Consider the following 26,949-nt stretch of genomic DNA (forward strand, 5'->3'; position numbering starts at 1 on the left):
TTATCTTAGTTACTGCTGTTTTCTTGGCATGATGGCAAACTATTCAATAAAGAACGCCAATCTTCACGTTCTTTTTGACCCTCCTTGCGTACGCCAAAAAATTGAATAACCATCTCATCATCTTTATCGAAAACTTCAAGTGAACTGACATAACCATCACGGGTAGGTTTGCGAACATGCCATACTCTAGCAATCCCAGACGTGAGTAAATGAAGGTCAAATCTTGGATCAAGAACATTAAGCCAAGGTCCCATTTGCTTAATATTTTTTACAGTCCCACTAAAAATTTGAATACACCCTTTATTCCCAACAAAACACATGATTGGCAGTTCTTGTTGTGCGACTTGGTTAAGCATTATTTCAACAGCATTTACCTGCAATTCATCGGCAAATTCATTACCAACATATTTTACAGCATGATGTCGATTAATTTTAAATTCGGAAATAATTTTGTGAAGTTGGTGTACATCTGTCATTTTCCGCCAACGATCCCGAAAACTCTCAATATCCAATTCTGTTATGTCACATTGGGCTGGGAGAGAAACGGGAAGAATGTTAAGAACAGGAGACTGATCTTCAAGAAGGAGCTTTTCAACAAGTTTATTCCACTCTTCCATATTTGTCATATCTTTAGAATAGACCTTTAAAATAGCAACGCCATGTTGATCAAAGAATTGCAGACTTTTTGTAGGTTTTCCAAGAATAACGACATCATATTCAAAACCGAACTTCCATTGTTTTGTAAAAATACGCAAATCAATTTCACCAAGTGTGATAGGAATATGTTCGTTTTGAACAATTTTTTCAAAGCGTCCCGTTATTTCGTGAACAGCATATTCATTGCGAGTTAAGACCATGACGGTTCCAAGTCGAGGTGCATTTTCCAAGAGAGTAGCAACATCAGTTTGTAGCCTTTTTGCTTTTCCAATGGTACAATAAGCCGCAATAAGCTCCGCTTCAGATATACCAATCGAAACCGCAAAATCGCGGTTTCGCATTTCTTTTTTTTCTTCACGCAAACGAAGAATCATTTCAGCTGTATGTGCCATGAATTTACCTTATGTTACTTAACTCAAAAACTAACTTTCAAATTTTACAATTCCAAGGCAATAAATTAAATTCTTTTAAGAGTTCAATCTATCACAAAATAACACTCTATCGCCAACAGCTGAGCAATCAAAAAACGATAAAACAGAAAGAATTAAAACTTTTCTACCAAATCTTTGTAATTTTAAAGATGTTGAAAATAGAAACACAATAATTAATCCTTTTATCAATACGATTTTATTGACCGAATAATTAACAGAAGTGACTAAAACTTTTGTACAAACGACACCTTAAAGTTACGACCAGGCTGGCTATAATAATCTTTTGGTGTTGAACTTTTACCTGAAGGAAGTTCAGATACATTCCAATATTTTGTATTGAAAAGATTATAAACACCGGCTCTTAGAATAGGTCCCGTTTCACCGAATGGTTTCCACCACCCTGTCATATCAACGACATGATATCCTGGAATTTTTTGGTAATCAGATTCTCCGGCTACTTTGTCACGTTTAGCTGCCAAAGTAAGGATAATATCGCTTCCCCAAACCTCTTTTGCATATCCTAATCCGATAACTGCTTTCAAAGGAGGAATTGAGTTAAGATACTCCTTTTTATCAAGATCTTTTCCTTGTGAATAAGCAAGAGCAACATTGCTATGAAAACCATTTTTAAGAACTAAATGGGCTTTTGTCTCAACACCAAAAATTTGCACGTGAAAACGATTCATGTAATGCCGACGCGCAAATCTAAATTCCTCTGATGGCCCTCTATCCTCAGTATCTATGAAATTCTTATATTTATTGAAAAAGGCATTGAAGGAACCACCGAAATTTACATTTCCATACCGTAGACCAACATCATACCCATTGCTTGTTTCTGGTTGAAGATCAGGATTCCCTTTCACGTAATAAGCAGAAGGTTTGATATAAGAGACGTAAAGTTCTGAAATACGTGGTGCACGAAAAGCCTGTGCCCACTGAGCATAGAGCGTTACTTGATTACGAACATCCCACTCCACGCGTAATTTAGGAGAAAAGCGTGAACCATTTCTTTCTGGAGGGAATTTATCAGAAATCAGTGCTTTCTCATAAGAAGGTGTTTTCTGAGGAACATATTTGTACCAATCATACCGGATTCCCGGTGTTATACGAAAACGATCATCAACCAACCCAATTTCATCTTCAAAAACAAAACCTAAATTGTAACCATTTGTGTCTGGTGAATCTGATCGATTAGCAGGAACAAAAAGACATCCCCGAGCGTATTCTTTTATATGACAATTGTCTTTACCTAACAAATAGTGATGAAATTTAGATGACGAAACATTCATTACAAACTTTAACGTATGGTTTATAGTGCCAAAATCCACTTTTTTAAGGGCATCAGCATTGAAACCATAATTGATATTACGCAAGAAATTATCTCTCAAATAATCCCCTTTGGGAGCTGAAACACGAACGCCTGTCATAACGTAACGACTTGATTGCCTTTGCCAATAAAGCTGCCCATTAAACGCATCAAGAACTGCATCACCATTACCATTATAATTATAAGAAAGAGAAAAGCGCTCACGAAGTTTATTATCCTGCTCATAAACGGAACCTGGAGCGTATCTTTTAGACGAATTTAATTCATGTGTGTTACTATTATGACCAAAACGCTCTGCGGTAAAACCAAGGCGGTGATTATCACTCAAATATTGATGAATTTTAAAAAGCAAGTTATTTTTATCAAAGTGAGAAGGGTTTTTGCGCGTGCGTTCCTCATACCCTTCTACTGTTCCCATATTTTTGCGCTCATGACCTTCTACATAAGATCCTTGAAAAAGTAAAAATGTCCGGTAATTACGCACAGCAAAAGCTTGATCGATGCGCCAGCTGTTATCAACAGAATTATAACCACCTTTTATAAGGCTTCCCCAATTCTTTTCTTCCACGATCAGGTCTTCAGGATCAAGGGTACGCAACGCAATGATTCCCCCTAAGGCGCCAGAACCATAAAGACTAGAATCTGATCCTTGAATAGTATCAAACGTAGAAAGAGCATTGAAATCAAAAGTTGTGTTTCCACCTCCACCACGGAATATATCATTAAACCATGGAAGAGAAATACCATCCATTGTCGTAAGAACACGGTTTGCATCTAAACCTCGAATAACGAAACTGTTATTTTCTGAGTTATAGGATACGGAAGGATTAAGACGACTCACATCATAAACATCAGTTATTTGTCTTTCATCAATATTCTTGTTGGTCTTACGATCAGTCAGAATGGTTATTGAATTTGAAGCATCTTCTATTTTTTTTCCTTTAATAAGGATTGGTTTGAGTTCAGTGACAGCACTTCCATCTTTATTTTGTGCAAAAACAAATGAAGGTATACAGACCGATAATGCACTTAAAATTACACAGCTTTTATAGATATTTTTTCGTCTTATTTGCATAACACATCATAACCCTTTTAAACATCCCCTCTCTGTTTTGAAATTTTTTAATACAAAAAGGCTGGACTCACTGATTAAAACTTGCCAGCCAAGTAGGAATGATTTTGACAACGTCACAAAATCATTAGAAGACCATATTAAACATGACAAAATCAGTCAAGAAAAAAGTTGCAATTTCAAAATAGCCTGTTTTAATGAGATTGAACACCAATATTAAGCTTAAAATAGTGGCAGAAGAAACGATGATTTTTGCAAATACGAAACAATTATTAACTCTTTGGATTGGTGCATTTATTGGGGCTTTCTTTTTGCATGTATTATTGGCAGCACAGTTTTATTTTCAAAGTACTGGTATAAGTAATGGTTTGCTCTCGTCGGAGATTATGCTGACTTTTATGCAAGAAACTGTATATCCGGATGTTGATACAGACTTGCCAGATATTCATAGAGAGTCGGATATTAATACAGAGCAAGAAGTATTACAGTCTGATCTCCTAGAGCAGGAGTCAGAAGGATTGGAATCCGTGGATGAAGTTCAATCGGAAGAACCTCAGCATATAGTAGAACAAGATGACTTAAAGCCTTTGGAAGAACCCCTACCTCAAAAAGTGGAGCATAAAGCGTTTATCAAAAAAACAATACCGATGCCAAAGGCTGTAGTAAAGCGCTCCAATGCAAAGGCGGTACGTTCTTCTTCCATCAACAAGGGCGGCGGTACAGCAGGGCTTGAAGATATGTTGTTAATGGAGTGGTTAGCAAAGGTACAGTCACAATTAGAAAGGCAAAAAAATTATATTGTGGGACAGCGCACCAATCGTACAAAAGGAACGGTGAAGTTAGAATTTATGGTGCATGAGCAGGGGAGTATTTTTTCTAGTCGTGTAGTAGTCTCTGCTGGTGACCCGGAACTTGATCGATTAGCGATGGCAGCCCTTCGACGCGTTGGTTCTTTTCCACCACCACCACCATCAAAAGTGAATAAAACAATTAGAGTATCCCTAATATTTAGCTGATTTTTTATGCGGGGCGTTTTCTTATAATATATTGATTTATAATGATTGTTTATAATTTTAATGAAAGTTAAAATATAATTTATTCGAATTTTTTTGATGTTGAATCAATCAAAACCATCCGCTTACTTATGATACAAGTTGAGGAGGAGCATGGATAAAAAACTTCTAAAAAGCAGTGAATATACTTCTTATGAGTGCTCTAAATGAAAGGGCTTTTGCAACATTGGGAGTTAAGGGATGATAGAGCTATAGCTTTTATTAATTAAAGGTCTAATCGATTTTTATACCATTCGTGAGAGGATTTTCGTAAGTACTTTTCAGATACACCGTTGTGAAATGGACTTAGAAACATTAAAATAAAACAATAATATAAATAAGAAAAACATACTATTTGGGGATACTCTGTTTTGTGTGAAGGATGTGAGCTTATATGTAAAGCTTATATGTAAAAATGAGAAAAACAAAAAGCAAAGTTTCATCTTCATTATTAAAAGATATTGACATATTTAAAAGTCGTAAAACCGAATGAAAAGGGAAGATGCAGAAGAAAATTGTTTGTCTTTAAAGGCTTTCTAACTCAATGTGTCTATCTTTCTGTTATCAGAAATAATCCAAACGATATATATATATATAATAACGTGCTCTTATTTGGTATAGAAATGTTATAAGCAGAAAAAATAGTTTTAAAAAATGCTGTTTCACAAGATTTGAATATTGTCTAATAAGCAGTAGTAAAAGGATGAGCTATTTGTTTCACTCTTTTCTTATATTTGTAATCTCTATGATATTGTCGTTTATGTTGAGAAGAAATGAACTATTTGTACGACATGTTTATTTATAATGATAATTCATCATTTTGTATTTGGAATAAAAGACCAAAATAGCGGAGGGTTTTCTCATTTCGAATTTATTAATACTGAATTAATTAAAATTACTTTTTATATATCCTAAGAAGGTTGGTATGTGGGTACTATTTAAAAAGGAATAAAAACACTTCTTGTGAACGCATTTCAAATGCTATTTGGGAAGTTAAGGCATATTATTTCCGTCGACCAGAAAGCAAGTCGGTTTTTATATCTATTTTCCCAGTGAGTCTTGCTTTGTAGACACCATAATTTTCCATGACACGCATCACGTAATTACGTGTTTCTGTATAAGGAATACGTTCAATCCAATCAATGACGTTATCGAGAGGTTGTCCTCGAGGATCGCCATAACGTTTTATCCATTCATTGACTCGACGGGGACCCGCATTATAGCCAATAAGAGTTAGTATATAGGATCCATTAAAACGTTCTAATTGTTCATTGAGAAAATGTGCACCTAATGTTGCATTATAATGAGCATCACTGCTAAATTTTTTAGGAGACCATGCGATTGAGTATTTTTTTGCCAGTGCTTTTGCTGTTGTAGGAAGCAATTGGAGTATACCTTGTGCACCTGCTTTTGATATGGCTGTTGGATTAAATTCGCTTTCTTGGCGTGCAATGGCATAGATAAGCGATTTTTCTTCTACAGAAATATTAGCAGAAGCTGGTATAGCTCCCAGAGGATGAGAGAGTGCACCGACATTTTTCCCCTGAAAAACAGCCATTTTTCCAATTTTGAGGCTGGTATAATAGTCTCCATTTTTTTCTGCCATAACAGCCAGAAGAGCTAATTCACCGGGGCTTTCTATTTTTTTTCCGAGCTCTCTATAAAAAAATTTAGCAAAATCAGCATAGCCGGCTGCTTCAAGACGTTGAATTGCTTTGATCGCTTTTCGTGCACTAAAATGTTGTCGCTCAGCGGTTGTTGGTTTGGGAAAGAAAACTTTAAGCTTTTTTTGGTTGAGTCGTGCAGCGGCTAATTGACCATAGTAAGTTGCACCAAAATGAGCTGCGCGATGAAAGTATTGCTGGGCATTTTGATGTTCTTTTAGCGCTTCTGCTGTTCGTCCCATCCAGTAATATCCACGTGATGCATAAAAAGGTAAAGAAGAGAGTTGAGGAATACGTGAAAAATGCTGCATTGCTAATTTAGGGTTATGAAGAAACCGTAGTGCATACCATCCTGCATGAAACTCAGCATCGACGGCTAATGCAGATGTTATACCAGTGTGCATTGCAACGAGTTGATAAGCAATTTTGGGTTTGTTTAAATCGAGCATTTCACGAGAAAGGGCGCGTTGTTCTTTCCACAATGAATGAGGGTTCATAAGGCGGAATGCATCTTTTGATATTTTCATCATGAGTGCTGCGGCCGCATCATATTGCTCTGTTCGTCGAAGATGGCGTATTCGAGCAAACTGAAAAAGAGGATCTTTTTGCCATGATCTCTCTACAGCTTTTAATTTTTGTGTAGCTCTAGGATCATTTTTTTCAACGGCTACAAAAGCATTAAAAAGAGATTGAGCATGGGCTAATTTTGCAACGCGTGCTGCTGAATCAAAACGATGTGCATACAGCATAAACTGCATGCGTTTCAAATAATCAATAGGTTTTAATGCAGCGCTTGCATTTTTAAGAACAAATACTTCTTCTTTTGCACTGAGCTGTGTTTTATGCCACCATGGCGCAATAACGTGTTGAGCACGAGTGGTTTGTCCCGTTGCGATAAGTGCTTTAGCGAAGAGAGCCATCCCTTGTGCTGTTTGGGGCGGGTGATGAGAAAATTTTTGGATGATTGCGCGTGTGACGTTGGTTTCGTTAAGAAAAGCACGTTCAGCATTGCGTTGCATCGTTTCTATACCTGGCCATCCTTTTAGCATGTTGATTGCATTAAATATTTCAGAACTGGGTATATTAGCTTGGTTTGACACCCCCAGCGCCCATGTCAAAATATGACGATCAAGGCTATGTTTTTCCATTGAATTACGAAGATTTATTGTTTTTGCAATATTGTTGTTTGCTAGTGCATCTAGCCCAGTTTTCAGTTGCTGAAGTGTAGCAGTATTGTGTGATGTCGTGTGTATCTGTTGAAGAGATTCTTGAGCTTCTTTTGCGGTAAAGGGAGTAGGGCGAACCAAAGGGATTGGTACTTTCCCTTGCAAAAGGGGTGTTTGCGCGTATGCACTTGAAAATAAAATTCTTATTGCCAGTATAAGTGCAGTAAAGGTTGATACGAAAAGAGAGGTGGAAAATACACGCATAGAGAAAAGACCTTGAGACCTTGCTTTTTGTAAAAACTTAAGGATTTATAGAACACAAGCATGAAAAACGCGTTAATATAGACGGCTTATTTTAAAGAAATGTTCAACATTTAAGGAGGGACATTTTCATTTTATGGGGGCTTTTTTTGAAATTCATCTTGCTTCAATGATAGAGCAAGATTATGCTCTATTTAAAATTTATAAAAGGCGATTATAAAAAAATAAAAGCAAACATTATAGGGAGTTTATCATGCTCAAGGGAGCTATAACTGCGCTTATCACACCGTTTGATAACAAGGGCGCGATTGATGAGAAGGCGTTTTGTGATTTTGTTGAATGGCAGATCACACAAGGGATTAACGGTGTAAGCCCTGTTGGGACAACAGGTGAATCAGCAACGTTAAGTCATGAAGAACATAAGCGGATTATAGAATTGTGTGTTGAGCAGGTTGCAAAGCGTGTTCCTGTTGTTGCTGGAGCGGGATCAAATAGCACAAGCGAGGCTGTAGAGCTTGCACAATACGCGCAAAAAGCTGGTGCAGATGCAGTTTTGGTTGTCACTCCCTATTATAATAGACCAAATCAATCTGGTTTATACAAGCATTTTTCTTCCATTGCCAAAGCTGTTTCTATTCCGATTATAATTTATAATATTCCTGGTCGTTCTATTATCGATATGGCTGTAGAAACGATGAAAGACCTTTATCAAGATTTTAACAATATCATTGGTGTTAAGGATGCAACGAGCAGAATTGAGCGCGTTAGTGAACAAGGTGAAAAGTGTGGAAAAGATTTTGTGCAGCTTTCCGGTGATGATTGTACGGCGTTAGGTTTTAATGCACATGGAGGTATGGGGTGTATTTCAGTTTCTTCTAATGTTGCTCCAAAGCTTTGTGCAGAGCTTCAAGCCGCTTGTTTTCGTGGTGATTATAAAACAGCACGAGAATTAAATGATCGCTTGATGCCTCTTAATCGTGCTCTGTTTATTGAACCTAGTCCAGCAGGTATTAAATATGCTGCTGCAAAATTAGGATTTTGTGGTGATACTGTGCGTTCTCCTATTGTTCCATTAACAGAAAGAACAAAGAAGATTATTGATGCAGCCCTCAGTCATGCTGGTCTTTTAAAAGCATAAAATGATATTGACAAAGCCATGAATAAAAAAAAGAACGCGCCCGTACGGAAAATAATTGCTGACAATCGTAAAGCACGTTTTAATTTTGAAATCCTTAATAATCTCGAGGCTGGTCTTGTCCTTCAGGGAGCGGAAGTGAAGTCCTTACGTTCTAATCATGCCAATATTGCTGAAAGCTATGCGAGTTTTGAGAATGGGGAATTATGGTTAGTAAACAGCTATATTCCTGAATATACGCAGGCTAATCGTTTTAATCATGAACCACGACGTTTGCGCAAATTATTACTTTCAAAACGTGAGATGGCACGTTTTTTTAATGCAACGTCTCGTGAAGGAATGACACTTGTTCCTCTCAAACTTTATTTTAATGAACGAGGGCGCGTTAAGTTGGAGATCGCTCTAGCGCGGGGGAAAAAGCTTCATGATAAGCGCGAAACGGAAAAAAAACGTGATTGGGGACGTGAAAAAGCAAGACTTTTAAAAAGATATGGATGATGGATGCAATTTCGATATTCTTTATCGAAATTTATAGCACTTTTTAAAACAGTTTTAGCATTGATCTAAGTATGTTTTTGCTGCTTGAAAGATTTGGTGAAACATGGCGTCTGTCAAGCGCCCAGTATTTGTATTATAACGAGAACAGTGATAGCTCGAAAAGATGCGTAATCTGCCGATATTATTGATTTCACCGTGTCCAAAAGGGTGAGATAAAACTTTTGCATTAAGGGCACGTATCGTTGAATGGTGCGCAATGGTGCCTAAGGTAATAACGGCTTTAAGTTTCGGAAGATTTGTTAAAAGAGGTGAGAAGAAATAGCGGCACGTGTTAATTTCTGCACCGGTGGGTTTATTTTCTGGTGGAACACAACGAACAGAGTTAACAATTGCTGCATCAATAAGTTCAAGAGTATCGTCTGCTCTTTCTTCAAAGGTTCCTTGGGCAAAACCAAACTTTTTTAAAGTTGAATAAAGTAAGTGCCCAGCATAATCACCAGTAAATGGACGTCCAGTTCGATTTGCTCCGCGTAATCCAGGAGCAAGCCCAACAATAAGAAGGCGTGTTGTATCTGGCCCTTTATAAGGAAAGAATGGGTGCACCGGTGCGTTATACCAACTTGGTTCTTTTACACGCCAGCCAGCGATAAATTGATGAAGCCTAGGACATAAATTGCAATTTTGGGGTGGTTCTGGGCAAAGTGATGTTAATTGGCTATTCATGGTGTTAGGCATCAATCGTTTTTCTATTTTTTTGAGTCTTTATATAGCGTATATGACGGGTTATGTTTTGATAAACAATCTATAATGAATATAAATAAACTTTTTTAGAAGAAAGTTTAATATAAACTTATTGCTCATTATTGTGTAAAGAGAGATCATCTTTCAGTAATTTATTCGATGAATAAGAGTGCGATACACATGATGTTCAAAGAAAAAAGTTTATCTCTTTAGATAAAGATATTATCATAAAAAGTATGTATAAGGCTGCTGTTATTGCAAAGGGTTTAAACAGCAGGTATTCCTTTTAAAAGGATAAGGACTCCAGACAAGTATTTTGTCAAGAAAGACCTCCCTTTGTTTGAAGTCAATCTATTGGAATGCTTTTAAAAGAAATTTTGATAACAAGCATGAATAGGTTATACATTTTTATAAATTTTCCAAGAATTTTTTTAAATAAGTTCTTTAATCAAAAAATATAAAAGTTTGTGTTGTTTTTCTTGTGTTTTATTTTGATTATTGTATATACTCCTCTATCCGCTATTAAATTTTTTATTTGAGAAAGAGGCATAAATGGCCCGCGTAACGGTAGAAGATTGTATTGATAAAGTTGACAACCGCTTTGAATTGGTACTTTTAGCAGGTCATCGGGCGCGTCAGATTTCACAAGGAGCGCAGATTACGGTTGATCGTGATAATGATAAAAATCCAGTTGTTGCTTTGCGTGAAATAGCAGAAGAAACATTGTCGCCTGCTGATTTAAAGGAAGACCTTATTCATTCGTTGCAAAAGCATGTGGAAGTAGATGAGCCAGAAATGGCAAGTGAATTTATTACCCATTCAGGTGAAGCTGAAAGTGTTTTTAATACGTCGTCGCAAGAAGAAGGTACTTCATTTGATCATATGTCAGAAGAAGAGCTTTTAGCGGGTATTGAAGGTTTGGTTGTTCCAGAAAAAAGTGACGATTATTAATTGCAGCAATTTATGTTACAGGAGTAAAGATACCTTGTCATGTAAGGAGCAATTATTTTTCTTGTCTTTTATTGATAGGACATGTTCAATAAAGATTAGAGGTGTGAAAAGATAAAGGATATGCTCGTATGATGCGTCAGTGTGAGCTTGTTGGACGTGTTCAACGTTACAAGTCTGACGTAGATGAGGCTCTTTTAAACAGGGCCTATGATTATGCAATGAAAAAGCATGCACATCAAAAGCGTGCGTCAGGTGATCTTTATTTTTCTCATCCTTTAGAAGTTGCTGCTATTTTGACAGATATGCGGTTGGACGAGGCAACGATTGCTGTTGCTCTTTTGCATGATACAATTGAAGATACAAGCGCTACACGAGCAGAAATTGATCAGCTTTTTGGTTCTGAAATTGGGAAGTTGGTTGAAGGGCTTACAAAGCTTAATAAGCTTGATCTTGTATCAAAGAAAGCCGTACAAGCAGAAAATCTTCGTAAACTTCTTATTGCTATTTCTGATGATGTTCGTGTTCTTTTAGTCAAACTTGCTGATCGTCTTCATAATATGCGTACCCTTGGTGTTATGCGTGATGATAAACGTCGGCGAATTGCTGAGGAGACGATGGATATCTATGCGCCACTTGCAGGTCGTATGGGTATGCAGGATATGCGTGAGGAATTAGAGGATCTCTCTTTCTTTTATTTAAATCCAGAAGGTTATCGTACGATTACCAATCGACTTTCTGAATTATTGAAACACAACCGTGATTTGCTTTCCACAATTGAAAATGAATTGACAAAACTTTTTTTGGAAAATGGCATTAAAGCAGATGTTAAAAGCCGTCAGAAAAAATCTTATTCAGTTTTTCGCAAAATGGAAAGTAAAGCATTATCTTTTGAACAATTATCGGATATTTTTGGATTTCGTGTGATTGTTGAGTCCGTGAATGATTGTTATCGTGCTCTTGGTGTCATTCATACGACATGGCCAATGGTTCCTGGTCGTTTTAAAGATTATATCTCTATACCAAAGCAAAATGATTATCGTTCTATTCATACAACAATTGTTGGTCCTTCAAGACAACGTGTTGAGTTGCAAATTAGAACGGCTGCTATGGATGAAGTTGCTGAATATGGGGTTGCTGCTCATTCCATATATAAAGAGCACGGTTCCAATTATTCGACTGTGAAGTTATCAAGTGAAACGAATGCCTATGCATGGTTGCGTCAAACGATACAATCTTTGTCTGATGGAGATAATCCAGAAGAGTTTTTAGAACATACAAAACTTGAGCTTTTTCAAGACCAAGTTTTTTGTTTTACGCCGAAAGGTCGATTAATTGCTTTTCCTAAAGGAGCTACGCCTATTGATTTTGCTTATGCCGTCCATACAGACATCGGTGATTCTTGTGTTGGTGTAAAAATCAATGGTCGTATTATGCCTTTAATGACCAAATTAAAAAATGGTGATGAGGTTGATATTATTCGCTCACACGCTCAAATTCCGCCAGCAGCATGGGAATTTCTTGTTGTCACGGGTAAAGCACGTTCAGCTATTCGACGAGCAAGTCGTGCAGCGGTACGTAAACAATATTCGGGTTTAGGATATCGTATTCTCGAGCGTTCATTTGAATATATGGGAAAGCAATTTTCAAAAGACCTTTTGAAGAAAGTTTTGCCACGTTTAGCACGTAAAGATGTAGAGGATGTATTGGCTGCTGTTGGGCGTGGAGAGCTGTTTTCCGCTGATGTGATTAAAGCGGTTTATCCTGATTATCAAGATCACCGTGTGGTACAAAAGTCATCTTTTAAGCCTGGGGAAGAAGGTTGGTTTAATATTGAAAATGCTCAAGGTATGATTTTTAAAGTTCCAGAAAATGAAAAGAATGCAATGGTCGAGAATCATCAATCTAAAGCCTTGCCTATTAGAGGAACCCGTGGAGATATACCCGTACGTTTTTCACCGGAAGGAGCAGTACCTGGAGATCGGATTGTTGGTATTATGCAGCCAGGAGCTGGGATTGTTATTTATCCAATACAGTCTTCAGCTTTGATGGCATATGATGATCAGCCAGAACGATGGATTGATGTCCGCTGGGATATTGATGCCCAAATGAATGAACGTTTTCCTGCACGGATGAATATTTTAGTTGTAAATAGTCCTGGTTCTCTGGCTGAAATTACACAAATAATTTCTGCTAACGATGCCAATATCCAAAATTTATCTTTTATCCGTACAGCACCAGATTTTACAGAAATTATGATTGATTTGGAAGTGTGGGATTTAAAACATTTGAATCGTATTTTTTCTCAGTTAAAAAAGGCAGGTTCAGTAAGTACAGTACGGCGGGTTCATGGATAAAAAGAAAGATTTTGCAATGAAGACACAAGATGTCATTGATATTTTTAAACAAGCAGATGCTATTCTAGAAGGGCATTTTATTTTAACATCGGGGCGCCATAGTGCGACTTATATGCAAAAAGCGAAAGTATTCATGCATGCTGACTTGACGGAAAAGTTATGTCGTGGATTGGCTGAAAAAATCAAAAAATCTATCGAGGGAAAAATTGACTATGTTGTTGGTCCCGCAATTGGCGGTCTTATTCCTTCCTATGAAACTTCACGTCACCTTGGTGTTCCTTCTCTTTGGGTAGAGCGTATAAATGGCATCTTTGAATTGCGTCGTTTTGAAATCAAGAAGGGTGCACGGGTTGTTATTGTTGAAGATATTGTAACAACGGGTCTTTCCATTCGTGAGACTGTTGAAGCGCTTGTTGCAGCAGGAGCAGAGGTGTTGGCCAGTGCATGTATCCTTGATCGTTCTGGTGGTAAGGTCAATGTTGGAGTTCCATTGATTGCGCTTGCTGAATACGAGATAACCTCTTATGCTAGTGATGCACTTCCTGCAGAGCTTTCTGTTCTTCCCGCGATTAAACCAGGCAGTCGAAATATTTAATTGTCGTTCTATTTTTTTTGTGCAAAAGCTTAAAAAGATTAATTTGGATGATATAGATTATTTCATCATCAAAAGATGTATATTGAGAGTCATATGCTTTTTCGTCGTCGAGAACCAATAGATTTTGTAACGCGTATTCGACTTTGGTTATGGCCACGTCGTTCATTTTCTCGCTCATTTTGCTACATACATAAACGTATTTTGCGTATATCAGCAACACCGCATGAAGTAGCATTAGGGGTTGCTGTTGGCGTTTTTTTAGCTTGTTCCCCTTTCTTTGGGCTGCATATTATTTTGGCAATATTTTTTTCTTGGCTTTTGCGTGCAAACTTTGCTGCCGCAATCATTGGGACAATTTTTTCTAATCCACTCACATTTTTATTGATTGTCATGGCTGATTATAAAGTAGGGTATTTTTGTTTATCACTTTTTAGCGATGTCAAAGAGATTTCTCTTTCGCAAATTCGTGCTCTATTTAATGGTTTGACATTGTCAAATCTCTCTCTCCTCTTTAAAGGCGCATGGGACACAATTATGAGTCCTATGATTTTAGGGGGAACTCTTTTAGGTATTGTTTTTGGTGGTTTATCTTATATAGGTGTTTACAGAGCAACGGTTCGTTTTAAACAAAAGCGATATCAAAAGATTATAAAAAAAAGGCGTTTAAAGAAGCGCTCATCGTAAGAAAGATCGGGTAATATCTTATGATTATTGGTCTTGGAAATGATCTGGTTGATATACGACGTATTGAGAAAATGTTGGTTCGTTATGGTGAGCGTTTTATCCAACGTATTTTTACGGATATTGAAAGAAATAGATCTGAAAATCTCAAAAAAAGCTCCTCGTCCTATGCAAAAAGATTTGCTGCTAAAGAAGCATGTGCTAAAGCCTTAGGAACGGGAATCGCTTGTGGTATCAATTGGAAAGACATGGGGGTAGTTAATTTGCCATCTGGTAAACCAATAATGCAATTAACAAATCGTGCGCAAGTGCAACTTCAAAAGTTATTACCTCCTCATCATGATGCAGTTATTCATCTTAGCATAACAGATGATTTTCCTTGGGCACAGGCATTTATTATTATCGAAGCACTTCCACGTGGATAGATGGCGTGAGAGATTGTGCTTTTGTTATTTGAATATTATGATGAAAAAAATTATATCTGTGATGAGAAGGCAGTTGGTGATGATCCAAAAAGATAAAGTGCATAAAAAAGAAAAAAAAGGTGGGCTTCGTGAATTTATTTCTGTTTTAATACAGGCTTTGCTTTTAGCAGCGTTTATTCGGACACTTTTTTTCCAGCCGTTTAGTATTCCTTCCGGTTCAATGCGTCCTACTTTGTTGGTGGGAGATTATCTGTTTGTTTCTAAGTATGCATATGGGTATTCTCGTTTTTCCATCCCCTTTTCTCCTCCTCTTTTTTCTGGACGGATTTGGGCATCTCAACCTCAACGTGGAGATGTGGTCGTTTTTCGCTTACCAAGTAATCCGAAGATTGATTATATAAAACGCGTTGTTGGGCTACCAGGTGATCGTATACAAGTCCGTCAAAGTGTCCTTTATATTAATGATGAGGCTGTTTCACGTCACTTTATGGGGGAGATTGATAATTCTGATATAACAGAGGTTAACTATCCTGTTGAGGTTTATCGCGAGACAATGCCTAACGGTGTCAGTTATGATACACTTGATTTAGCTTTCATCCCGAAAGTTGATGATACAGAAGTCTTTGAAGTTCCTCAAGGACATTACTTTATGATGGGAGATAACCGCGACAATTCAGATGATAGTCGTTTAGATGTAGGCTATGTTCCAGAAGAAAATCTTATTGGTCGCGCGAGCGTGATTTTCTTTTCTATCAGTAATGGTTCAAGTGCTTGGCAGATTTGGCGCTGGCCATTTGATGTGCGTTGGAAACGTTTGTTTTCTTTCATAAATACGGTTCATGATTTGCCGCTTATCAAGCAAGGAAACAACGATGAAACGTCTCATGATTGATCAGCTTTTCAAGCTGACGGGGCATCGTTTTAAAGATGAAGAGAGGTTAAAGAAGGCATTAACACACTCGAGTGTACAAGATTCGGAACAGGGGAATTATGAACGACTAGAGTTTCTAGGGGATCGGGTTTTAGGGCTTTTGATTGCAGAGATGCTGTATCAACTTTTTCCTCAGGCAAGTGAAGGTGAATTATCAGTCCGTTTAAATCATCTGGTCAATGCACAGACATGTGCTGATATTGCGCGTGAAATGAGACTTCCTGATATGATCCGTGTTGGTTTTGAGATGAAAAATTTTGAGGGGCGTCGACTTATCAACATGCATGCAGATGTCGTGGAAGCTTTGATTGCCGTAATATATCTCGATGGAGGATTGGAAAGCGTTCGCCCTTTTATTCAAAAATATTGGCAAAGTCGGGCAAAGAAAATGGATGCTGGTCGACGTGATGCCAAGACAGAATTACAGGAATGGGCGCATATCCAAGGCAATGCACAACCACATTATCAGGTTATAAAACGTTCAGGTCCAGATCACGATCCTGTTTTTATGGTAGAGGTCAGTATTTCTGGGTTTGCTTCAGAGATTGGGCAGGGAAGCTCCAAAAGATATGCTGAAAGAATGGCAGCTGAAAAAATTTTGCGACGAGAGGGTGTATGGAAAACAGTAGGAAAAAATGATCATGAGTGACGTTATGAAAAAGCGTTCTGGGTTTGTTGTGCTTATTGGGATGCCTAATGCCGGTAAATCGACATTGGTTAATCAATTGGTTGGAACAAAGGTTTCAATTGTAACACATAAGGTACAAACAACACGAACTTTAATCCGCGGTATTGTCATTCATGATGATGTGCAAATTGTGTTGGTTGATACACCGGGTGTTTTTCGACCCCATAAGCGCTTAGAACGAGCCATGGTCTCTGCTGCTTGGGGAGGGGCTAAGAGCGCTGATGTTCTACTCGTTTTAATTGACGCTCAAAGTGGTCTTTCGGATGAAGTTGATATGATGTTAGATATTGTAAACAATATGAAACAAGAAAAAGTTCTTGTTCTTAATAAGGTTGATACAGTTGTTAAATCATCTCTTCTAGCGTTAACCACTAAAATAAATGAACGTGTAAAGTTTGCGCAAACATTTATGATTTCTGCTCTAAACGGTTCTGGTTGCAAGGATTTACTTCATGCGTTGAGTAACATGATGCAGGAAGGGCCATGGTATTATCCGGAAGATCAAATTTCTGATATGCCTATGCGTCATCTTGCTGCTGAAATTACGCGTGAAAAACTTTTTCTTCGTCTTCATGATGAACTTCCTTATTCCTCAACGGTTGAAACAGAAAACTGGGAAGAGCGTTCAGATGGTTCCGTTAAAATTAATCAAGTTATTTATGTCGAGCGTGAGAGTCAGAAAAAAATTGTCTTAGGAGCAAAAGGCGATACAATTAAAGCGATTGGTCAAGCAGCACGTAAAGAACTCATGGAAATTATGGATCAAAAGGTGCATCTTTTTCTCTTTGTGAAAGTGCGCGATAATTGGGATACCGATCCAGAACGTTATCGTGAAATGGGATTGGATTTTTTAAAATAAGATTTTTAAAAATAATTAAAGTAAAATGAAGTGGAAAGAACAAGCCGTTATACTTGGTACACGCCAATATGGTGAAACAAGTGTTATTCTTGAGATTATGACACGTGAACATGGTCGTTATATGGGAGTGGTAAAAGGGGGGCGCTCGCGTCGCATGGCAGCTCTTCTTCAACCTGGAAATTTTGTGGAGGCTGAATGGTGGGCTCGTTTAGACGAACATTTGGGACTTTTTCGGCTTGAAGCTCTTGATTTACATGCGGCACGATTAATCTGTCTACCAGAAGCACTTTATGCTTTGCAATTGATAGCTTTTCATTTGCGGCTTCTTCCCGAACGTGATCCGCACCCCATTTTATATGATATTTTACACCTTTTTATGCAGAATTTTGATGAACCATTTGTAAATGCAGAATTGCTTGTACGTTTTGAAATGCGGCTTCTTGAAGAACTTGGTTTTGGTCTTGATTTATCTTGTTGTGCTGCAACAGGTCGTCAGGAAAGGCTTCATTACGTATCACCAAAATCTGGACGGGCTGTCTGTGAAGAAGCAGGGGAACCTTGGAAAAAAAAGCTTCTCATTCTACCACAGTTTCTTGTACACAGAACGACTCGTCCTGCTGATTTTAGTGACATAATAAATGGTTTTATACTGACGGGTTTTTTTCTTATGCGTCATGTCTGGGAGCCACGAGATATAAAGCAGCCGTCAGTGCGCATGAATTTGATACAATTGTTTGAGCGTCAATTTGGTGTACAGGCATTAATTGGTTGATCTGATGATAATTGAATGGGAAAATGAGAATTTTAAAGACAATTGCTGAAGTCCGCCAATATACTTCAGAGGAACGACGTTTAGGTTTTTCGATTGGTTTTGTTCCAACAATGGGGGCATTGCATGATGGCCATCATGCATTAGTACAGTATGCAAGAGCAATGTGTGATCGCGTAGTGGTTTCTATTTTTGTCAATCCAAAGCAATTTGGACCTCATGAAGATTTTTCTCAATATCCAAGAGATTTGAAGGGCGATTGTGCTTTGTTAAAAGAAGCAGGTGTTGAATGTGTTTTTGCTCCTTCTGTAGATGAAATGTGGCCACTAGGAAATGATACAATTGTACAAGTGAAAAAATTATCACGTATTTTGATGGGAAAATTACGTCCAGGGCATTTTTGTGGTGTAACAAGCGTTGTTGCTAAACTTTTTAACATTGTCCAACCAGATAAGGCTTTTTTTGGGGAAAAGGATTTTCAACAAATTTTAATTATTCGGCGTATGGTTGAAGATTTGGCTTTTCCTATTGAAATCGTTGGAGTTCCTATTCTACGGGAGTCAGATGGTGTAGCGTGTTCTTCACGCAATCAGCTTTTAACATTAGAAGATCGTAAAGCTGCCAAAATTATTCCTGAAAGTGGAAAAGCTGCTGAAAAGCTTTATCATGAAGGTGAACGGTCGGTTGATAAATTATGCAAAACTGTTCGTGATATTTTACAACAAGAAACGCGTGCAATCATTGAAGCGATAGATTTACGGGATATGGAAACTTTATGCGTGGTTAAAGGAACATTGAATAAACCAGCAGTTTTACTTCTTACTGTCCGCTTTGGTGAGATAAGGCTGATTGATCAATATATATTGCAAGAGAAGGGTGGAAAATGAGTGTACATAAAACCGTAAAGCGTATAACATCTTCCGAAATACGTGCACGAAAGGGACAACAGCCAATTGTTTCTTTAACAGCTTATCAAGCTTATACTGCGCGGATTGCTGATCCATATTGCGATATCCTTTTGGTTGGTGATAGCGTTGGGATGGTTGTGTATGGGTTTGAGACAACGCTTCCTGTTAATTTAGATATGATGATTTCACACGGGAAAGCCGTGGTGCGTGGATCTCAAAAAGCTCTTGTTGTTATTGATATGCCTTTTGGTTCTTATGAGGAAAGTCCAGAGCAAGCTTTTTTAAATGCATCGCGCATTCTTGCACAAACGGGGTGTGGTGCAGTTAAGCTTGAAGGGGGCGTTTATATAGCCGAAACAGTAGATTTTTTGTGTAAACGTGGCATTCCAGTGATGGGGCATATCGGTCTTACACCCCAAGCAATGAATCGTTTTGGTGGTTTTAAAACACAAGGACGCAAGGAGAATGATTGGCAAAGAATTGAAGCAGATGGAGCAGCGATTGAAGAGGCAGGTGCTTTTGCTGTTGTTTTAGAAGCAATGGTTGAACCTTTAGCGGTGAAACTGACAGATAAGCTTTCTATCCCTACGATCGGTATAGGGGCGTCCAATCAATGTGATGGGCAAGTATTGGTTATGGAAGATATGTTGGGCTATGGTTCTCATGTGCCAAAATTTGTACGCCGTTATGGAGACCTTGAACAAGCCATGGAAACTGCAATAAAGAATTATGCAGAGGATGTCACATCTCGTGCTTTCCCAGCGGATAATGAAGTTTATAAACTAAAATAAACTTCAGTTTAAGATGAAAGGTTTGACAAGAGAACATTTTTTATTTTGATAATGAATGTGCATTATTTAATATATTTTGTATGCAATTTGAACTGTGATTTTTTCCATTTCTTTAATGAAGTCACGCCTCTCATGCAAAACAGAACGCCATTGGGTCGCTAATTCACGTGCTTTTTTAAAGAAAGCTTTCTTAAGGTACCCAACCTATTTCGCGACGGCGTTCGTTAATAGTATAGTGGTAAGTCCCTTATGAAGTTTATAAAATTTATAGAGTACTCCCGTCTTTACGCTTCATAAGAGAGCAAGCCGGCATCATCACACACTTTGCCAATTTTCAATGCTGCGACAGCGCTTAGCACTTGAGATGGTTCATAAGGAGCATTTTAACTCTTTCTTTAAAAAATTTTACCCACACGCCAGACCCGCTTGTGGTGTGCAAGAGAATGATTTTGATTGATTCAATATAAACAGATTTGAAATGAGTGAAGCTTACGATATTAGGAGCTCTCATTCAAAATGAAAAAACAATGAATTATTATTATAAGTCAGTGTGATGATTCTGTAATGACAAGGAATCAACAATGCGAAGAGTCTATAATCTTTGGGCATCCAAGTCATTAAAGCGCGTTAAAAATGCGTTTTCAATGTGTTGTGTAGAATAGGGGGATAAATTAAGATCATCGGGTAGAATATTATTGGGAGAGCCAAAATAGCGAAGGGCTTCTTCTGTATTAAATCCAGCAAGCGTAATCGCTTCATAATAGGCAGCAATACGGTCGGCTTGTTTAATTTTTTTTAAAAGTTTTTGAGAAAGATCAACGGGAAGAGAAAAGCGCATGTGGATAGCATCTTGGATGCGCTTTTCAACGCGTTCATATTGTTTTCCTATGACAGCTTTAAAAGGGGAAATCATATCGCCGATGACATATTCTGGAGCATCATGAAGAAGGGCATAAAGACATTCGTTGCTTTCCGATTGTGGAAAAAGTTTTTGAAATATTTGTTCAACCAAAAGTGAATGTTGTGCAACAGAATAGGCATGCTCTCCTCGTGTTTGACCGTTCCAACGTGCCACGCGAGAAAGTCCATGGGCAATATCTTCAATTTCAACATCAAAAGGAGAAGGGTTGAGAAGATCAAGTCGCCTTCCAGAGAGCATTCTTTGCCAAGCGCGGGCTTCTCCATTTTTTAATAATTCAGCTTTAGCCATGAGTATTTTCTATAGTATTTTCAGGAAAGGTAAAATTCATATTTTCAGCAATGCTTATAGTGACAGGAATGTTTTTTACAGTAAAGGGGATGTTATAATCCATAGCATCTTTGACGTGGTCAATACGCATTAAAGCAAGAGCCTCATTTTCTACACATGTTCCCAAGTAGCCAAGCACTTTTGTTCCTGCTTCAATGTTAGATTGAGGGGTTAATTTACACTGGCCTTTTACAATAAAAATACGGCGACGTGCTGCACGGCGGTGGTGCATTCGTGAAACAATTTCTTGTCCAATATAACATCCTTTATTGAATGCAAGTCCATTGATTTGATCGTAATTAATATCATGAGGAAAGACTTTGCCAATTTCATAGTCTTGATCACTTTCTGCAATTGCATAACGGATACGCAATTGATTCCATGTGTCATGATATTCTGAAGTTAAAAAAGGTTTTTTGCCATAGATTCGTATTATTTTTTCTTGTTGTGGGAAGCGTTTATCAACAAAACTTGAATCAAAATTTAAAGAATCTGATTCATTATTCAAAGAAACTGTAACAAGCTCTTGAAATGGTTGTGTAATTTCTACTTTTTTGCGCAGCTTATAGAGCAACAGACGCTTATGGAGCGTATCAGCTAAAGGCATCCTGATATCAATCAGGTAACCATCTTCTTTTTTTCCGATAAGAAAATCAGCAAGAACCTTTCCTTGTGGGGATAAAAGGGCTCCAGGGAAAAGTTCCTGTGGACTGATTTTTTTTACATCTGTCGTGATCAGGGATTGTAGAAAATCTGTTGCTTCTTCGCCTGTAATTTGAATAAGCCCGCGGTTTTTTAAGCAAATGGCATTTTGTTTTTTAATCATGGTTCTTGCCTTTCTGCTCAAAGTTACATAATCGATAAGTGAGCAATATGTAAGGAGCGTGGTTATGTTTAAAACATTTGATACAATTTTTAAAGGTGCAACACTTGTGAATCATGATGGAAGAAGCAAGCGTGATATTGGTATTACAAATGGTCGTATTGCTGAAATAGGCGACCTTACATGTGCATCGGCTAATGAGGTCATTGATTGTACAGGGCTTCATATTTTACCAGGAATTATTGATAGCCAAGTGCATTTTCGTGAACCAGGAAATGAATATAAGGAGGATTTGGAAAGTGGCTCGTATTCTGCCGTGTTAGGGGGGGTTACGGCAGTTTTTGAAATGCCTAATACCAGTCCATTAACAACATCAGAAGAAACATTAAGCGATAAGGTTAAACGCGCATTTCATCGAATGCATTGTGATTTTGCATTTTGGGTTGGAGGAACGCGTGAAAATGCTCATGAACTATCTGAATTAGAAAGACTTCCTGGTACGGCTGGAATTAAAGTCTTTATGGGGTCCTCTACCGGTGATCTTTTGGTTGATGATGATGAAAGTGTACGCCTTATTTTGAAGAATACACGCCGTCGTGCAGCTTTTCATTCTGAAGATGAGGCGAGGCTCAAAGAGCGTAAAATATTGCGTATTGAAGGGGATGCATCGTCACATCCGATTTGGCGTGATGAAGTTGCGGCATTAAAATGTACGCAGCGTTTGGTAAAAATTGCTCATGAGACGAAGGCTCGGATTCATGTGTTACATCTTTCGACAGAAGAAGAAATTGATTTTCTAAAAAAACATAAGGATGTTGCAACAATTGAAGTGACACAACATCATTTGACGCTCACGGCTGATGATTATAAGAAGTTTGGTACATTAATTCAGATGAATCCGCCTATTCGTGAGCCGCGCCACCGTGACGCTCTTTGGTACGGTGTTCAACAAGGAATTATTGATGTCTTAGGTTCAGATCATGCGCCTCATACTCTTGAAGAAAAACTTCAACCTTATCCCTCTTCACCTTCAGGTATGACAGGCGTGCAAACAACAGCAGCAATTATGTTGACACATGTGAATGCAGGAAAAATATCTCTTGAACGTTTTGTTGATCTCACTTCACATGGCCCTAGTCGTATTTTTGGTATAAGTTGTAAAGGGCGCATTGCTGTTGGGTTTGATGCTGATTTAACCATTGTTGATCTTAAGCGAGAGGAAATTATTACGAATAGCTTAATTGGTTCTCGCGCCGGTTGGACACCTTATGATGGTCAAAAAGTTAAAGGTTGGCCTGTTGGGACTATTATCCGTGGTATGCGCGTTATGTGGGAAGGTGAAATTGTTACACCTTCACAAGGAGAGCCTGTTAAATTTATGGAAACTTTGGTGTAAACAGATTAAAATTATAAGTATGCCGTAAAATACCATCTTTTAGAGTGGTGATATAGGGTATGTCAGCCTCTTTGATACATAAGTGTTTTTTTAATGCGTGGTGAATATTCTTAGGCTTGTTTGTAGAAACTATGCAGCAAATTACATGCGTTAGAAGCCAAGAGGAACCTTGTTCAACAAGAACCTAGATTATTTACAGAGCAAATTTAGTTAAAAATCTTCGTCCTTTGAGGTGTGGGGAGGAAGCCAAAGAGCGATTTTGTATGGGGAAAAAGGCGCTCATACGAATAAAAGCGTATCGAGACATTATTCTTTAAACGTCTCTCTATTTTCAGAGCTGGTTTATTGCTCCCCGCATTTGTGAAAGGAGTATCATTGATACCGCTAAAATTGAGAGAGATACTTTTTGTATAGATTAATTATTTATAATGCATGAGGAGGTTTTCAGATAAAATTCTTCCTTCCTCAATGTATCTTTGGTTGGCTTCAATGGCTGCTTGTGTACAATGATGATAATTTTCTGAGAAAGCACGATACGCTTCATTAAACGCTTCATAAAAATAAGCACGTCTTTGTGGAATGGGGCGTTCTGCTTCAATCAGTGCATTCATATAGTCATACCATTGGTTTGTTGGAGGCTCGCAAAGATTTTGGAGAGAATGCAATGATCCCAAAATTTCTGCTAGTCGGAGTAATTTTTTTTCATAAGGTGGAGATTGTTGTGCAAAGGTTGGCATTGAAATGACAAGAAATATTAAAATAATGATGTTCATCAATCTATACCGCATTATTTTTATTGCTTTCTTTGAATAAAACTCTGTAAAGATAAAATAATTTTGTCATGAGAACGGTGTAAAAATAAAGTTAATTGCTACATTATTCTCAATTATTGATTATAAAATATAGGGCGTAAGAGGCAGTAAGGAACCCATTGTGGAATATTGAAAATACTGACGAAGCTTTGTGTGGTTAAAAATTTAAGATTTTCTTTCTGCAAACTATCTATTTTTCACATAGATTTATATTGTATTGCCTATAGATTTTTTTCTAAGCTCATTTTCTTTAAGGAGAGAAAGCATCTCTAATGATAGAACGCTTTTGTCCAATCAAATAAAATAGATTGTTTTTATGATAAACGATGAATACAGCCGTAAATACAATGGGAAAATGGTAAGAAGAATTTACTATAAAAGATACAAGTTTTTAGCTTAAACCGCGTAATACAATGATTTGAGATAAGATACATCTAAAAGGATCGGTGCATAATATCGTCCATGGAGTCAATAAATGAAAGAGTTGCGATTTTATAATACGCTAACACGTAAAAAAGAAAAATTTACACCAATAGATGCGACAAGAGTACGTCTTTATGTTTGTGGACCGACAATTTATGATTATGCGCATATAGGAAATGCACGTCCTGTTATTGTTTTTGATATTTTATTTCGCTTATTGCGTCATGTTTATGGCAATGAGCATGTTCTATATGCACGTAATATTACAGATGTCGATGATAAAATTAATGCACGAGCAGCTAGCGAATATCCAAACGTATCATTGAATGAGGCTATTCGTCACTTAACAGAACGTACATATTCTCAGTTTCAGCAAGATACCATAGCACTTGGTTGTCTGTTGCCAACCAGTCAGCCACGCGCCACTGAGCATTTAGAGGAGATGCGCTCTTTAATTGAAAGGTTGCTTGAAAAGGGGCACGCTTATGAAGCGGAAAATCATATATTATTTTCTGTAAGTAGCATAAAAAATCCTCCCCATTATGGGGCATTTGCAAATCGTTCTTTAGATGAAATGAGGGCGGGGGCGCGTATCGATGTTGCTGCTTATAAAAGGGAAGAGATGGATTTTGTTTTGTGGAAGCCTTCTGTGGAAGGAGAACCAGGTTGGAAATCACCGGGCGGAATTCCTGTTTTAGGTCGTCCAGGTTGGCATATTGAATGTTCTGCAATGTCAATGGCAAAGTTATTAGCGCCCTATGGCGGTGGTTTAACCTGTGATGATCCGACCGCCAATGTTTTTGATATCCATGGTGGTGGAATTGATTTAATTTTTCCTCATCATGAAAATGAGATTGCACAAAGTTGTTCAGCTTTTGGGACGGAGCGAATGGCTAATTTTTGGATGCATAATGGTTTTTTACAAGTTGAAGGCAAAAAGATGTCGAAAAGCTTTGGCAATTTCATAACTATTCGTTCTGTTTTAGAGAATAATTTGGGGGAGTTTAATGGTATTTTAACCGATGAAATGAAGCAAAATTGGGCTGGTTTGTCTGCGCGTTTTTCGATGTTGCAAACGCATTATCGTGAACCATTAAATTGGACAGCACAGCGTTTAATACAATCGAGCAGCGAACTGTATCGTTGGTATGAATGGCTTCGCAGCAAAAAGAGTGAGATGAAAAACAATGAAGCAATTGATGATACTTTGATAGATGCACTTAGTGATGATCTTAATACTCCAAAAGCACTGACTCTTTTGCGAAAATTTTATAAAGAAGGAAATGCTTTGGCTCTTCTGAATGGGATGAATTTATTAGGACTGTTAAGACAAGAATGGATTAAAGAAATAGATTGCCCATTATTTACGAGAAAAACTTTCCTTGATACAAAATTTATTGATCAGCGCATTGCCGAAAGACTAAGACTTATCCATAATAAAGAGTGGGAAGCTGCGGATACAATTCGTGATGAGCTTGCAGCCAAGGGGGTTCTTTTAAAAGACAGTAAGGATCCGCAGAGTGGTGAGCGCATAACTGTGTGGGAAATAAAGCGACACTAAAGCGACACTAATGTCTCTATTCCAGCAGCTCCATAAAAAAGGAGAATATGATGGAATTTTTATATCATTATGGGTATGTTGCACTAAAACTAGTTGTAGGACTTATCGCTTTCCTCTTGATTTTAAGAACCACAGGTCGTGGTAGTCTTAGTCAAATGACGCCAGTTGATTTGGTAAGTAATTTTGTCATGGGAAGTATTATTGGAGGCGTTATTTATAGTCCGGATGTTAGCAGTATTCAATTGTTGATTGTCTTATTTATTTGGCAGACTTTAGTCACATCTCTTAATTTTCTGATGCGCTATTCAGTTTTTTTTCGTCGTCTTATTGCAGGACGACATATTGCATTGGTTTTAGATGGAGTATTTCAAGTGGATAAGATTAAAAAATTAGGTATCAGTGTGAATGATCTGATTACAATGTTGCGCATTAAAGGCTGTAGTTTACATGAAGCTGCTTTCGTTCGTTTAGAAACCAATGGCGATTGTTCCGTTATTAAAAAGGAAGAAGGAAAGAAGTCTATCATTTTAATACAAAATGGTGAAATTCTTGATAAGGGGCTGAAAGAGATTGGTAAAACAAAAAAATGGCTTCAGGCAGAATTGAAAAAAAAACATGTAAAAGTTGAAAATTTATTTGCAGCAGAGTGGTATGAAAATACAGATCAAAATAATAAATTGTATAGTGGATTATTTCTTGTTCCTTTTTCAAAAACAGTCTAACTTCAAA

Annotated in this window: 24 protein-coding genes and 1 pseudogene; 17 read left to right on the forward strand and 8 right to left on the reverse strand. The window is 37.6% G+C overall.

Going from position 1 to position 26,949, the window contains the following annotated elements; translation table 11 throughout:
• Positions 1-5: 5 nt before the first annotated feature.
• Positions 6-1,049 carry a hemin-degrading factor gene (locus ACFINY_RS00625; RefSeq protein ID WP_375611207.1) on the reverse strand — a complete coding sequence of 348 codons (1,044 nt, stop codon included), beginning with the start codon at positions 1,047-1,049 and terminating at the stop codon, positions 6-8.
• Positions 1,050-1,312: 263 nt separating this feature from the next.
• Positions 1,313-3,490 carry a TonB-dependent hemoglobin/transferrin/lactoferrin family receptor gene (locus tag ACFINY_RS00630; RefSeq protein ID WP_375611208.1) on the reverse strand — a complete coding sequence of 726 codons (2,178 nt, stop codon included), beginning with the start codon at positions 3,488-3,490 and terminating at the stop codon, positions 1,313-1,315.
• Positions 3,491-3,732: 242 nt separating this feature from the next.
• Between ACFINY_RS00630 and ACFINY_RS00635 the strand changes: the two genes are divergently transcribed.
• A complete protein-coding gene (locus tag ACFINY_RS00635; RefSeq protein ID WP_375611295.1) occupies positions 3,733-4,503 on the forward strand; it encodes an energy transducer TonB in 771 nt (256 codons plus the stop codon).
• 1,039 nt (positions 4,504-5,542) lie between these two features.
• Here ACFINY_RS00635 and ACFINY_RS00640 read toward each other — a convergent pair.
• Positions 5,543-7,633, reverse strand: a complete 2,091-nt coding sequence (locus ACFINY_RS00640; protein ID WP_375611209.1) for a lytic transglycosylase domain-containing protein — start codon at positions 7,631-7,633, stop codon at positions 5,543-5,545.
• 250 nt (positions 7,634-7,883) lie between these two features.
• On the opposite strand from ACFINY_RS00640, the gene dapA reads away from it, so the two are divergent.
• Together dapA and smpB are read left to right on the forward strand one after the other, a co-directional pair.
• The gene (gene dapA / locus ACFINY_RS00645; RefSeq protein WP_375611210.1) at positions 7,884-8,768 is read left to right on the forward strand and encodes a 4-hydroxy-tetrahydrodipicolinate synthase; all 885 of its coding nucleotides are present in this window, start codon (positions 7,884-7,886) and stop codon (positions 8,766-8,768) included.
• A gap of 18 nt (positions 8,769-8,786) precedes the next feature.
• Positions 8,787-9,263, forward strand: a complete 477-nt coding sequence (smpB, locus tag ACFINY_RS00650) for an SsrA-binding protein SmpB (protein ID WP_012231306.1) — start codon at positions 8,787-8,789, stop codon at positions 9,261-9,263.
• A 54-nt stretch (positions 9,264-9,317) separates the two neighbouring features.
• Here smpB and ACFINY_RS00655 read toward each other — a convergent pair whose 3' ends face one another.
• Complete coding sequence (locus tag ACFINY_RS00655; RefSeq protein ID WP_375611296.1) at positions 9,318-9,986, reverse strand: uracil-DNA glycosylase; 669 nt, start codon at positions 9,984-9,986, stop codon at positions 9,318-9,320.
• Positions 9,987-10,556: 570 nt separating this feature from the next.
• Between ACFINY_RS00655 and rpoZ the strand changes: the two genes are divergently transcribed.
• From rpoZ to panB, 11 genes are all read left to right on the forward strand, one after another.
• Positions 10,557-10,955, forward strand: coding sequence for a DNA-directed RNA polymerase subunit omega (gene rpoZ / locus ACFINY_RS00660; protein ID WP_273791104.1), 399 nt, complete (start codon positions 10,557-10,559; stop codon positions 10,953-10,955).
• Between the two features lie 128 nt (positions 10,956-11,083).
• Complete coding sequence (locus ACFINY_RS00665) at positions 11,084-13,309, forward strand: RelA/SpoT family protein (protein WP_375611211.1); 2,226 nt, start codon at positions 11,084-11,086, stop codon at positions 13,307-13,309.
• 16 nt (positions 13,310-13,325) lie between these two features.
• Positions 13,326-13,904 carry an orotate phosphoribosyltransferase gene (gene pyrE / locus ACFINY_RS00670; RefSeq protein WP_375700763.1) on the forward strand — a complete coding sequence of 193 codons (579 nt, stop codon included), beginning with the start codon at positions 13,326-13,328 and terminating at the stop codon, positions 13,902-13,904.
• A gap of 93 nt (positions 13,905-13,997) precedes the next feature.
• The gene (locus ACFINY_RS00675) at positions 13,998-14,588 is read left to right on the forward strand and encodes a DUF2062 domain-containing protein (RefSeq protein ID WP_375606309.1); all 591 of its coding nucleotides are present in this window, start codon (positions 13,998-14,000) and stop codon (positions 14,586-14,588) included.
• 20 nt (positions 14,589-14,608) lie between these two features.
• Positions 14,609-15,010, forward strand: a complete 402-nt coding sequence (gene acpS, locus ACFINY_RS00680) for a holo-ACP synthase (protein ID WP_375612950.1) — start codon at positions 14,609-14,611, stop codon at positions 15,008-15,010.
• A gap of 79 nt (positions 15,011-15,089) precedes the next feature.
• A complete protein-coding gene (gene lepB, locus ACFINY_RS00685; RefSeq protein ID WP_375611213.1) occupies positions 15,090-15,902 on the forward strand; it encodes a signal peptidase I in 813 nt (270 codons plus the stop codon).
• Positions 15,883-16,590: a ribonuclease III gene (gene rnc / locus ACFINY_RS00690; protein WP_375612949.1), complete on the forward strand. Its 708-nt coding sequence runs from the start codon at positions 15,883-15,885 to the stop codon at positions 16,588-16,590. Before lepB ends, rnc begins: the two co-directional genes overlap by 20 nt.
• Positions 16,583-17,488: a GTPase Era gene (gene era / locus ACFINY_RS00695; RefSeq protein WP_375612948.1), complete on the forward strand. Its 906-nt coding sequence runs from the start codon at positions 16,583-16,585 to the stop codon at positions 17,486-17,488. Before rnc ends, era begins: the two co-directional genes overlap by 8 nt.
• Positions 17,489-17,513: 25 nt before the next feature.
• Positions 17,514-18,260: a DNA repair protein RecO gene (gene recO, locus ACFINY_RS00700; protein ID WP_375638092.1), complete on the forward strand. Its 747-nt coding sequence runs from the start codon at positions 17,514-17,516 to the stop codon at positions 18,258-18,260.
• A gap of 23 nt (positions 18,261-18,283) precedes the next feature.
• Positions 18,284-19,144, forward strand: coding sequence for a pantoate--beta-alanine ligase (gene panC, locus ACFINY_RS00705; RefSeq protein WP_375700756.1), 861 nt, complete (start codon positions 18,284-18,286; stop codon positions 19,142-19,144).
• Complete coding sequence (gene panB, locus ACFINY_RS00710; protein WP_375612945.1) at positions 19,141-19,956, forward strand: 3-methyl-2-oxobutanoate hydroxymethyltransferase; 816 nt, start codon at positions 19,141-19,143, stop codon at positions 19,954-19,956. Before panC ends, panB begins: the two co-directional genes overlap by 4 nt.
• Positions 19,957-20,055: 99 nt before the next feature.
• Here panB and ACFINY_RS00715 read toward each other — a convergent pair.
• The 3 genes and pseudogenes from ACFINY_RS00715 to ACFINY_RS00725 all read right to left on the reverse strand — a co-directional run.
• Positions 20,056-20,197: pseudogene (locus ACFINY_RS00715) on the reverse strand (integrase); the annotation flags it as partial.
• A 351-nt stretch (positions 20,198-20,548) separates the two neighbouring features.
• Complete coding sequence (locus tag ACFINY_RS00720; protein WP_375700757.1) at positions 20,549-21,166, reverse strand: YfbR-like 5'-deoxynucleotidase; 618 nt, start codon at positions 21,164-21,166, stop codon at positions 20,549-20,551.
• A complete protein-coding gene (locus tag ACFINY_RS00725) occupies positions 21,159-22,031 on the reverse strand; it encodes a YgfZ/GcvT domain-containing protein (RefSeq protein WP_375700758.1) in 873 nt (290 codons plus the stop codon). Before ACFINY_RS00725 ends, ACFINY_RS00720 begins: the two co-directional genes overlap by 8 nt.
• 64 nt (positions 22,032-22,095) lie before the next feature.
• Between ACFINY_RS00725 and ACFINY_RS00730 the strand changes: the two genes are divergently transcribed.
• Positions 22,096-23,424: a dihydroorotase gene (locus tag ACFINY_RS00730; protein WP_375700759.1), complete on the forward strand. Its 1,329-nt coding sequence runs from the start codon at positions 22,096-22,098 to the stop codon at positions 23,422-23,424.
• A gap of 419 nt (positions 23,425-23,843) precedes the next feature.
• On the opposite strand, the gene ACFINY_RS00735 is transcribed toward ACFINY_RS00730, so the two are convergent.
• Entirely contained in the window at positions 23,844-24,212 is a 369-nt protein-coding gene (locus tag ACFINY_RS00735; RefSeq protein ID WP_375612942.1) for a TIGR02301 family protein, read from the reverse strand.
• 499 nt (positions 24,213-24,711) lie between these two features.
• Between ACFINY_RS00735 and cysS the strand changes: the two genes are divergently transcribed.
• Positions 24,712-26,220: a cysteine--tRNA ligase gene (cysS, locus tag ACFINY_RS00740; RefSeq protein WP_375611222.1), complete on the forward strand. Its 1,509-nt coding sequence runs from the start codon at positions 24,712-24,714 to the stop codon at positions 26,218-26,220.
• A gap of 50 nt (positions 26,221-26,270) precedes the next feature.
• Positions 26,271-26,942 carry a DUF421 domain-containing protein gene (locus ACFINY_RS00745; protein ID WP_375611298.1) on the forward strand — a complete coding sequence of 224 codons (672 nt, stop codon included), beginning with the start codon at positions 26,271-26,273 and terminating at the stop codon, positions 26,940-26,942.
• The last annotated feature ends 7 nt before the right edge of the window (positions 26,943-26,949 follow it).

Origin of the sequence: Bartonella sp. AA23NXGY, from assembly GCF_042197165.1 — a bacterium.
Taxonomy (GTDB): Bacteria; Pseudomonadota; Alphaproteobacteria; order Rhizobiales; family Rhizobiaceae; genus Bartonella.

Excerpts from the sequence above, each read along its gene's own strand:
- ACFINY_RS00625 (WP_375611207.1), bottom strand. The coding sequence starts at position 1,049 with ATGGCACATACAGCTGAAATGATTCTTCGTTTGCGTGAAGAAAAAAAA.
- ACFINY_RS00630 (WP_375611208.1), bottom strand. The coding sequence starts at position 3,490 with ATGCAAATAAGACGAAAAAATATCTATAAAAGCTGTGTAATTTTAAGT.
- ACFINY_RS00635 (WP_375611295.1), top strand. The coding sequence starts at position 3,733 with ATGATTTTTGCAAATACGAAACAATTATTAACTCTTTGGATTGGTGCA.
- ACFINY_RS00640 (WP_375611209.1), bottom strand. The coding sequence starts at position 7,633 with ATGCGTGTATTTTCCACCTCTCTTTTCGTATCAACCTTTACTGCACTT.
- dapA (WP_375611210.1), top strand. The coding sequence starts at position 7,884 with ATGCTCAAGGGAGCTATAACTGCGCTTATCACACCGTTTGATAACAAG.
- smpB (WP_012231306.1), top strand. The coding sequence starts at position 8,787 with ATGAATAAAAAAAAGAACGCGCCCGTACGGAAAATAATTGCTGACAAT.
- ACFINY_RS00655 (WP_375611296.1), bottom strand. The coding sequence starts at position 9,986 with ATGAATAGCCAATTAACATCACTTTGCCCAGAACCACCCCAAAATTGC.
- rpoZ (WP_273791104.1), top strand. The coding sequence starts at position 10,557 with ATGGCCCGCGTAACGGTAGAAGATTGTATTGATAAAGTTGACAACCGC.
- ACFINY_RS00665 (WP_375611211.1), top strand. The coding sequence starts at position 11,084 with ATGATGCGTCAGTGTGAGCTTGTTGGACGTGTTCAACGTTACAAGTCT.
- pyrE (WP_375700763.1), top strand. The coding sequence starts at position 13,326 with ATGAAGACACAAGATGTCATTGATATTTTTAAACAAGCAGATGCTATT.
- ACFINY_RS00675 (WP_375606309.1), top strand. The coding sequence starts at position 13,998 with ATGCTTTTTCGTCGTCGAGAACCAATAGATTTTGTAACGCGTATTCGA.
- acpS (WP_375612950.1), top strand. The coding sequence starts at position 14,609 with ATGATTATTGGTCTTGGAAATGATCTGGTTGATATACGACGTATTGAG.
- lepB (WP_375611213.1), top strand. The coding sequence starts at position 15,090 with ATGATCCAAAAAGATAAAGTGCATAAAAAAGAAAAAAAAGGTGGGCTT.
- rnc (WP_375612949.1), top strand. The coding sequence starts at position 15,883 with ATGAAACGTCTCATGATTGATCAGCTTTTCAAGCTGACGGGGCATCGT.
- era (WP_375612948.1), top strand. The coding sequence starts at position 16,583 with ATGAGTGACGTTATGAAAAAGCGTTCTGGGTTTGTTGTGCTTATTGGG.
- recO (WP_375638092.1), top strand. The coding sequence starts at position 17,514 with ATGAAGTGGAAAGAACAAGCCGTTATACTTGGTACACGCCAATATGGT.
- panC (WP_375700756.1), top strand. The coding sequence starts at position 18,284 with ATGAGAATTTTAAAGACAATTGCTGAAGTCCGCCAATATACTTCAGAG.
- panB (WP_375612945.1), top strand. The coding sequence starts at position 19,141 with ATGAGTGTACATAAAACCGTAAAGCGTATAACATCTTCCGAAATACGT.
- ACFINY_RS00720 (WP_375700757.1), bottom strand. The coding sequence starts at position 21,166 with ATGGCTAAAGCTGAATTATTAAAAAATGGAGAAGCCCGCGCTTGGCAA.
- ACFINY_RS00725 (WP_375700758.1), bottom strand. The coding sequence starts at position 22,031 with ATGATTAAAAAACAAAATGCCATTTGCTTAAAAAACCGCGGGCTTATT.
- ACFINY_RS00730 (WP_375700759.1), top strand. The coding sequence starts at position 22,096 with ATGTTTAAAACATTTGATACAATTTTTAAAGGTGCAACACTTGTGAAT.
- ACFINY_RS00735 (WP_375612942.1), bottom strand. The coding sequence starts at position 24,212 with ATGCGGTATAGATTGATGAACATCATTATTTTAATATTTCTTGTCATT.
- cysS (WP_375611222.1), top strand. The coding sequence starts at position 24,712 with ATGAAAGAGTTGCGATTTTATAATACGCTAACACGTAAAAAAGAAAAA.
- ACFINY_RS00745 (WP_375611298.1), top strand. The coding sequence starts at position 26,271 with ATGGAATTTTTATATCATTATGGGTATGTTGCACTAAAACTAGTTGTA.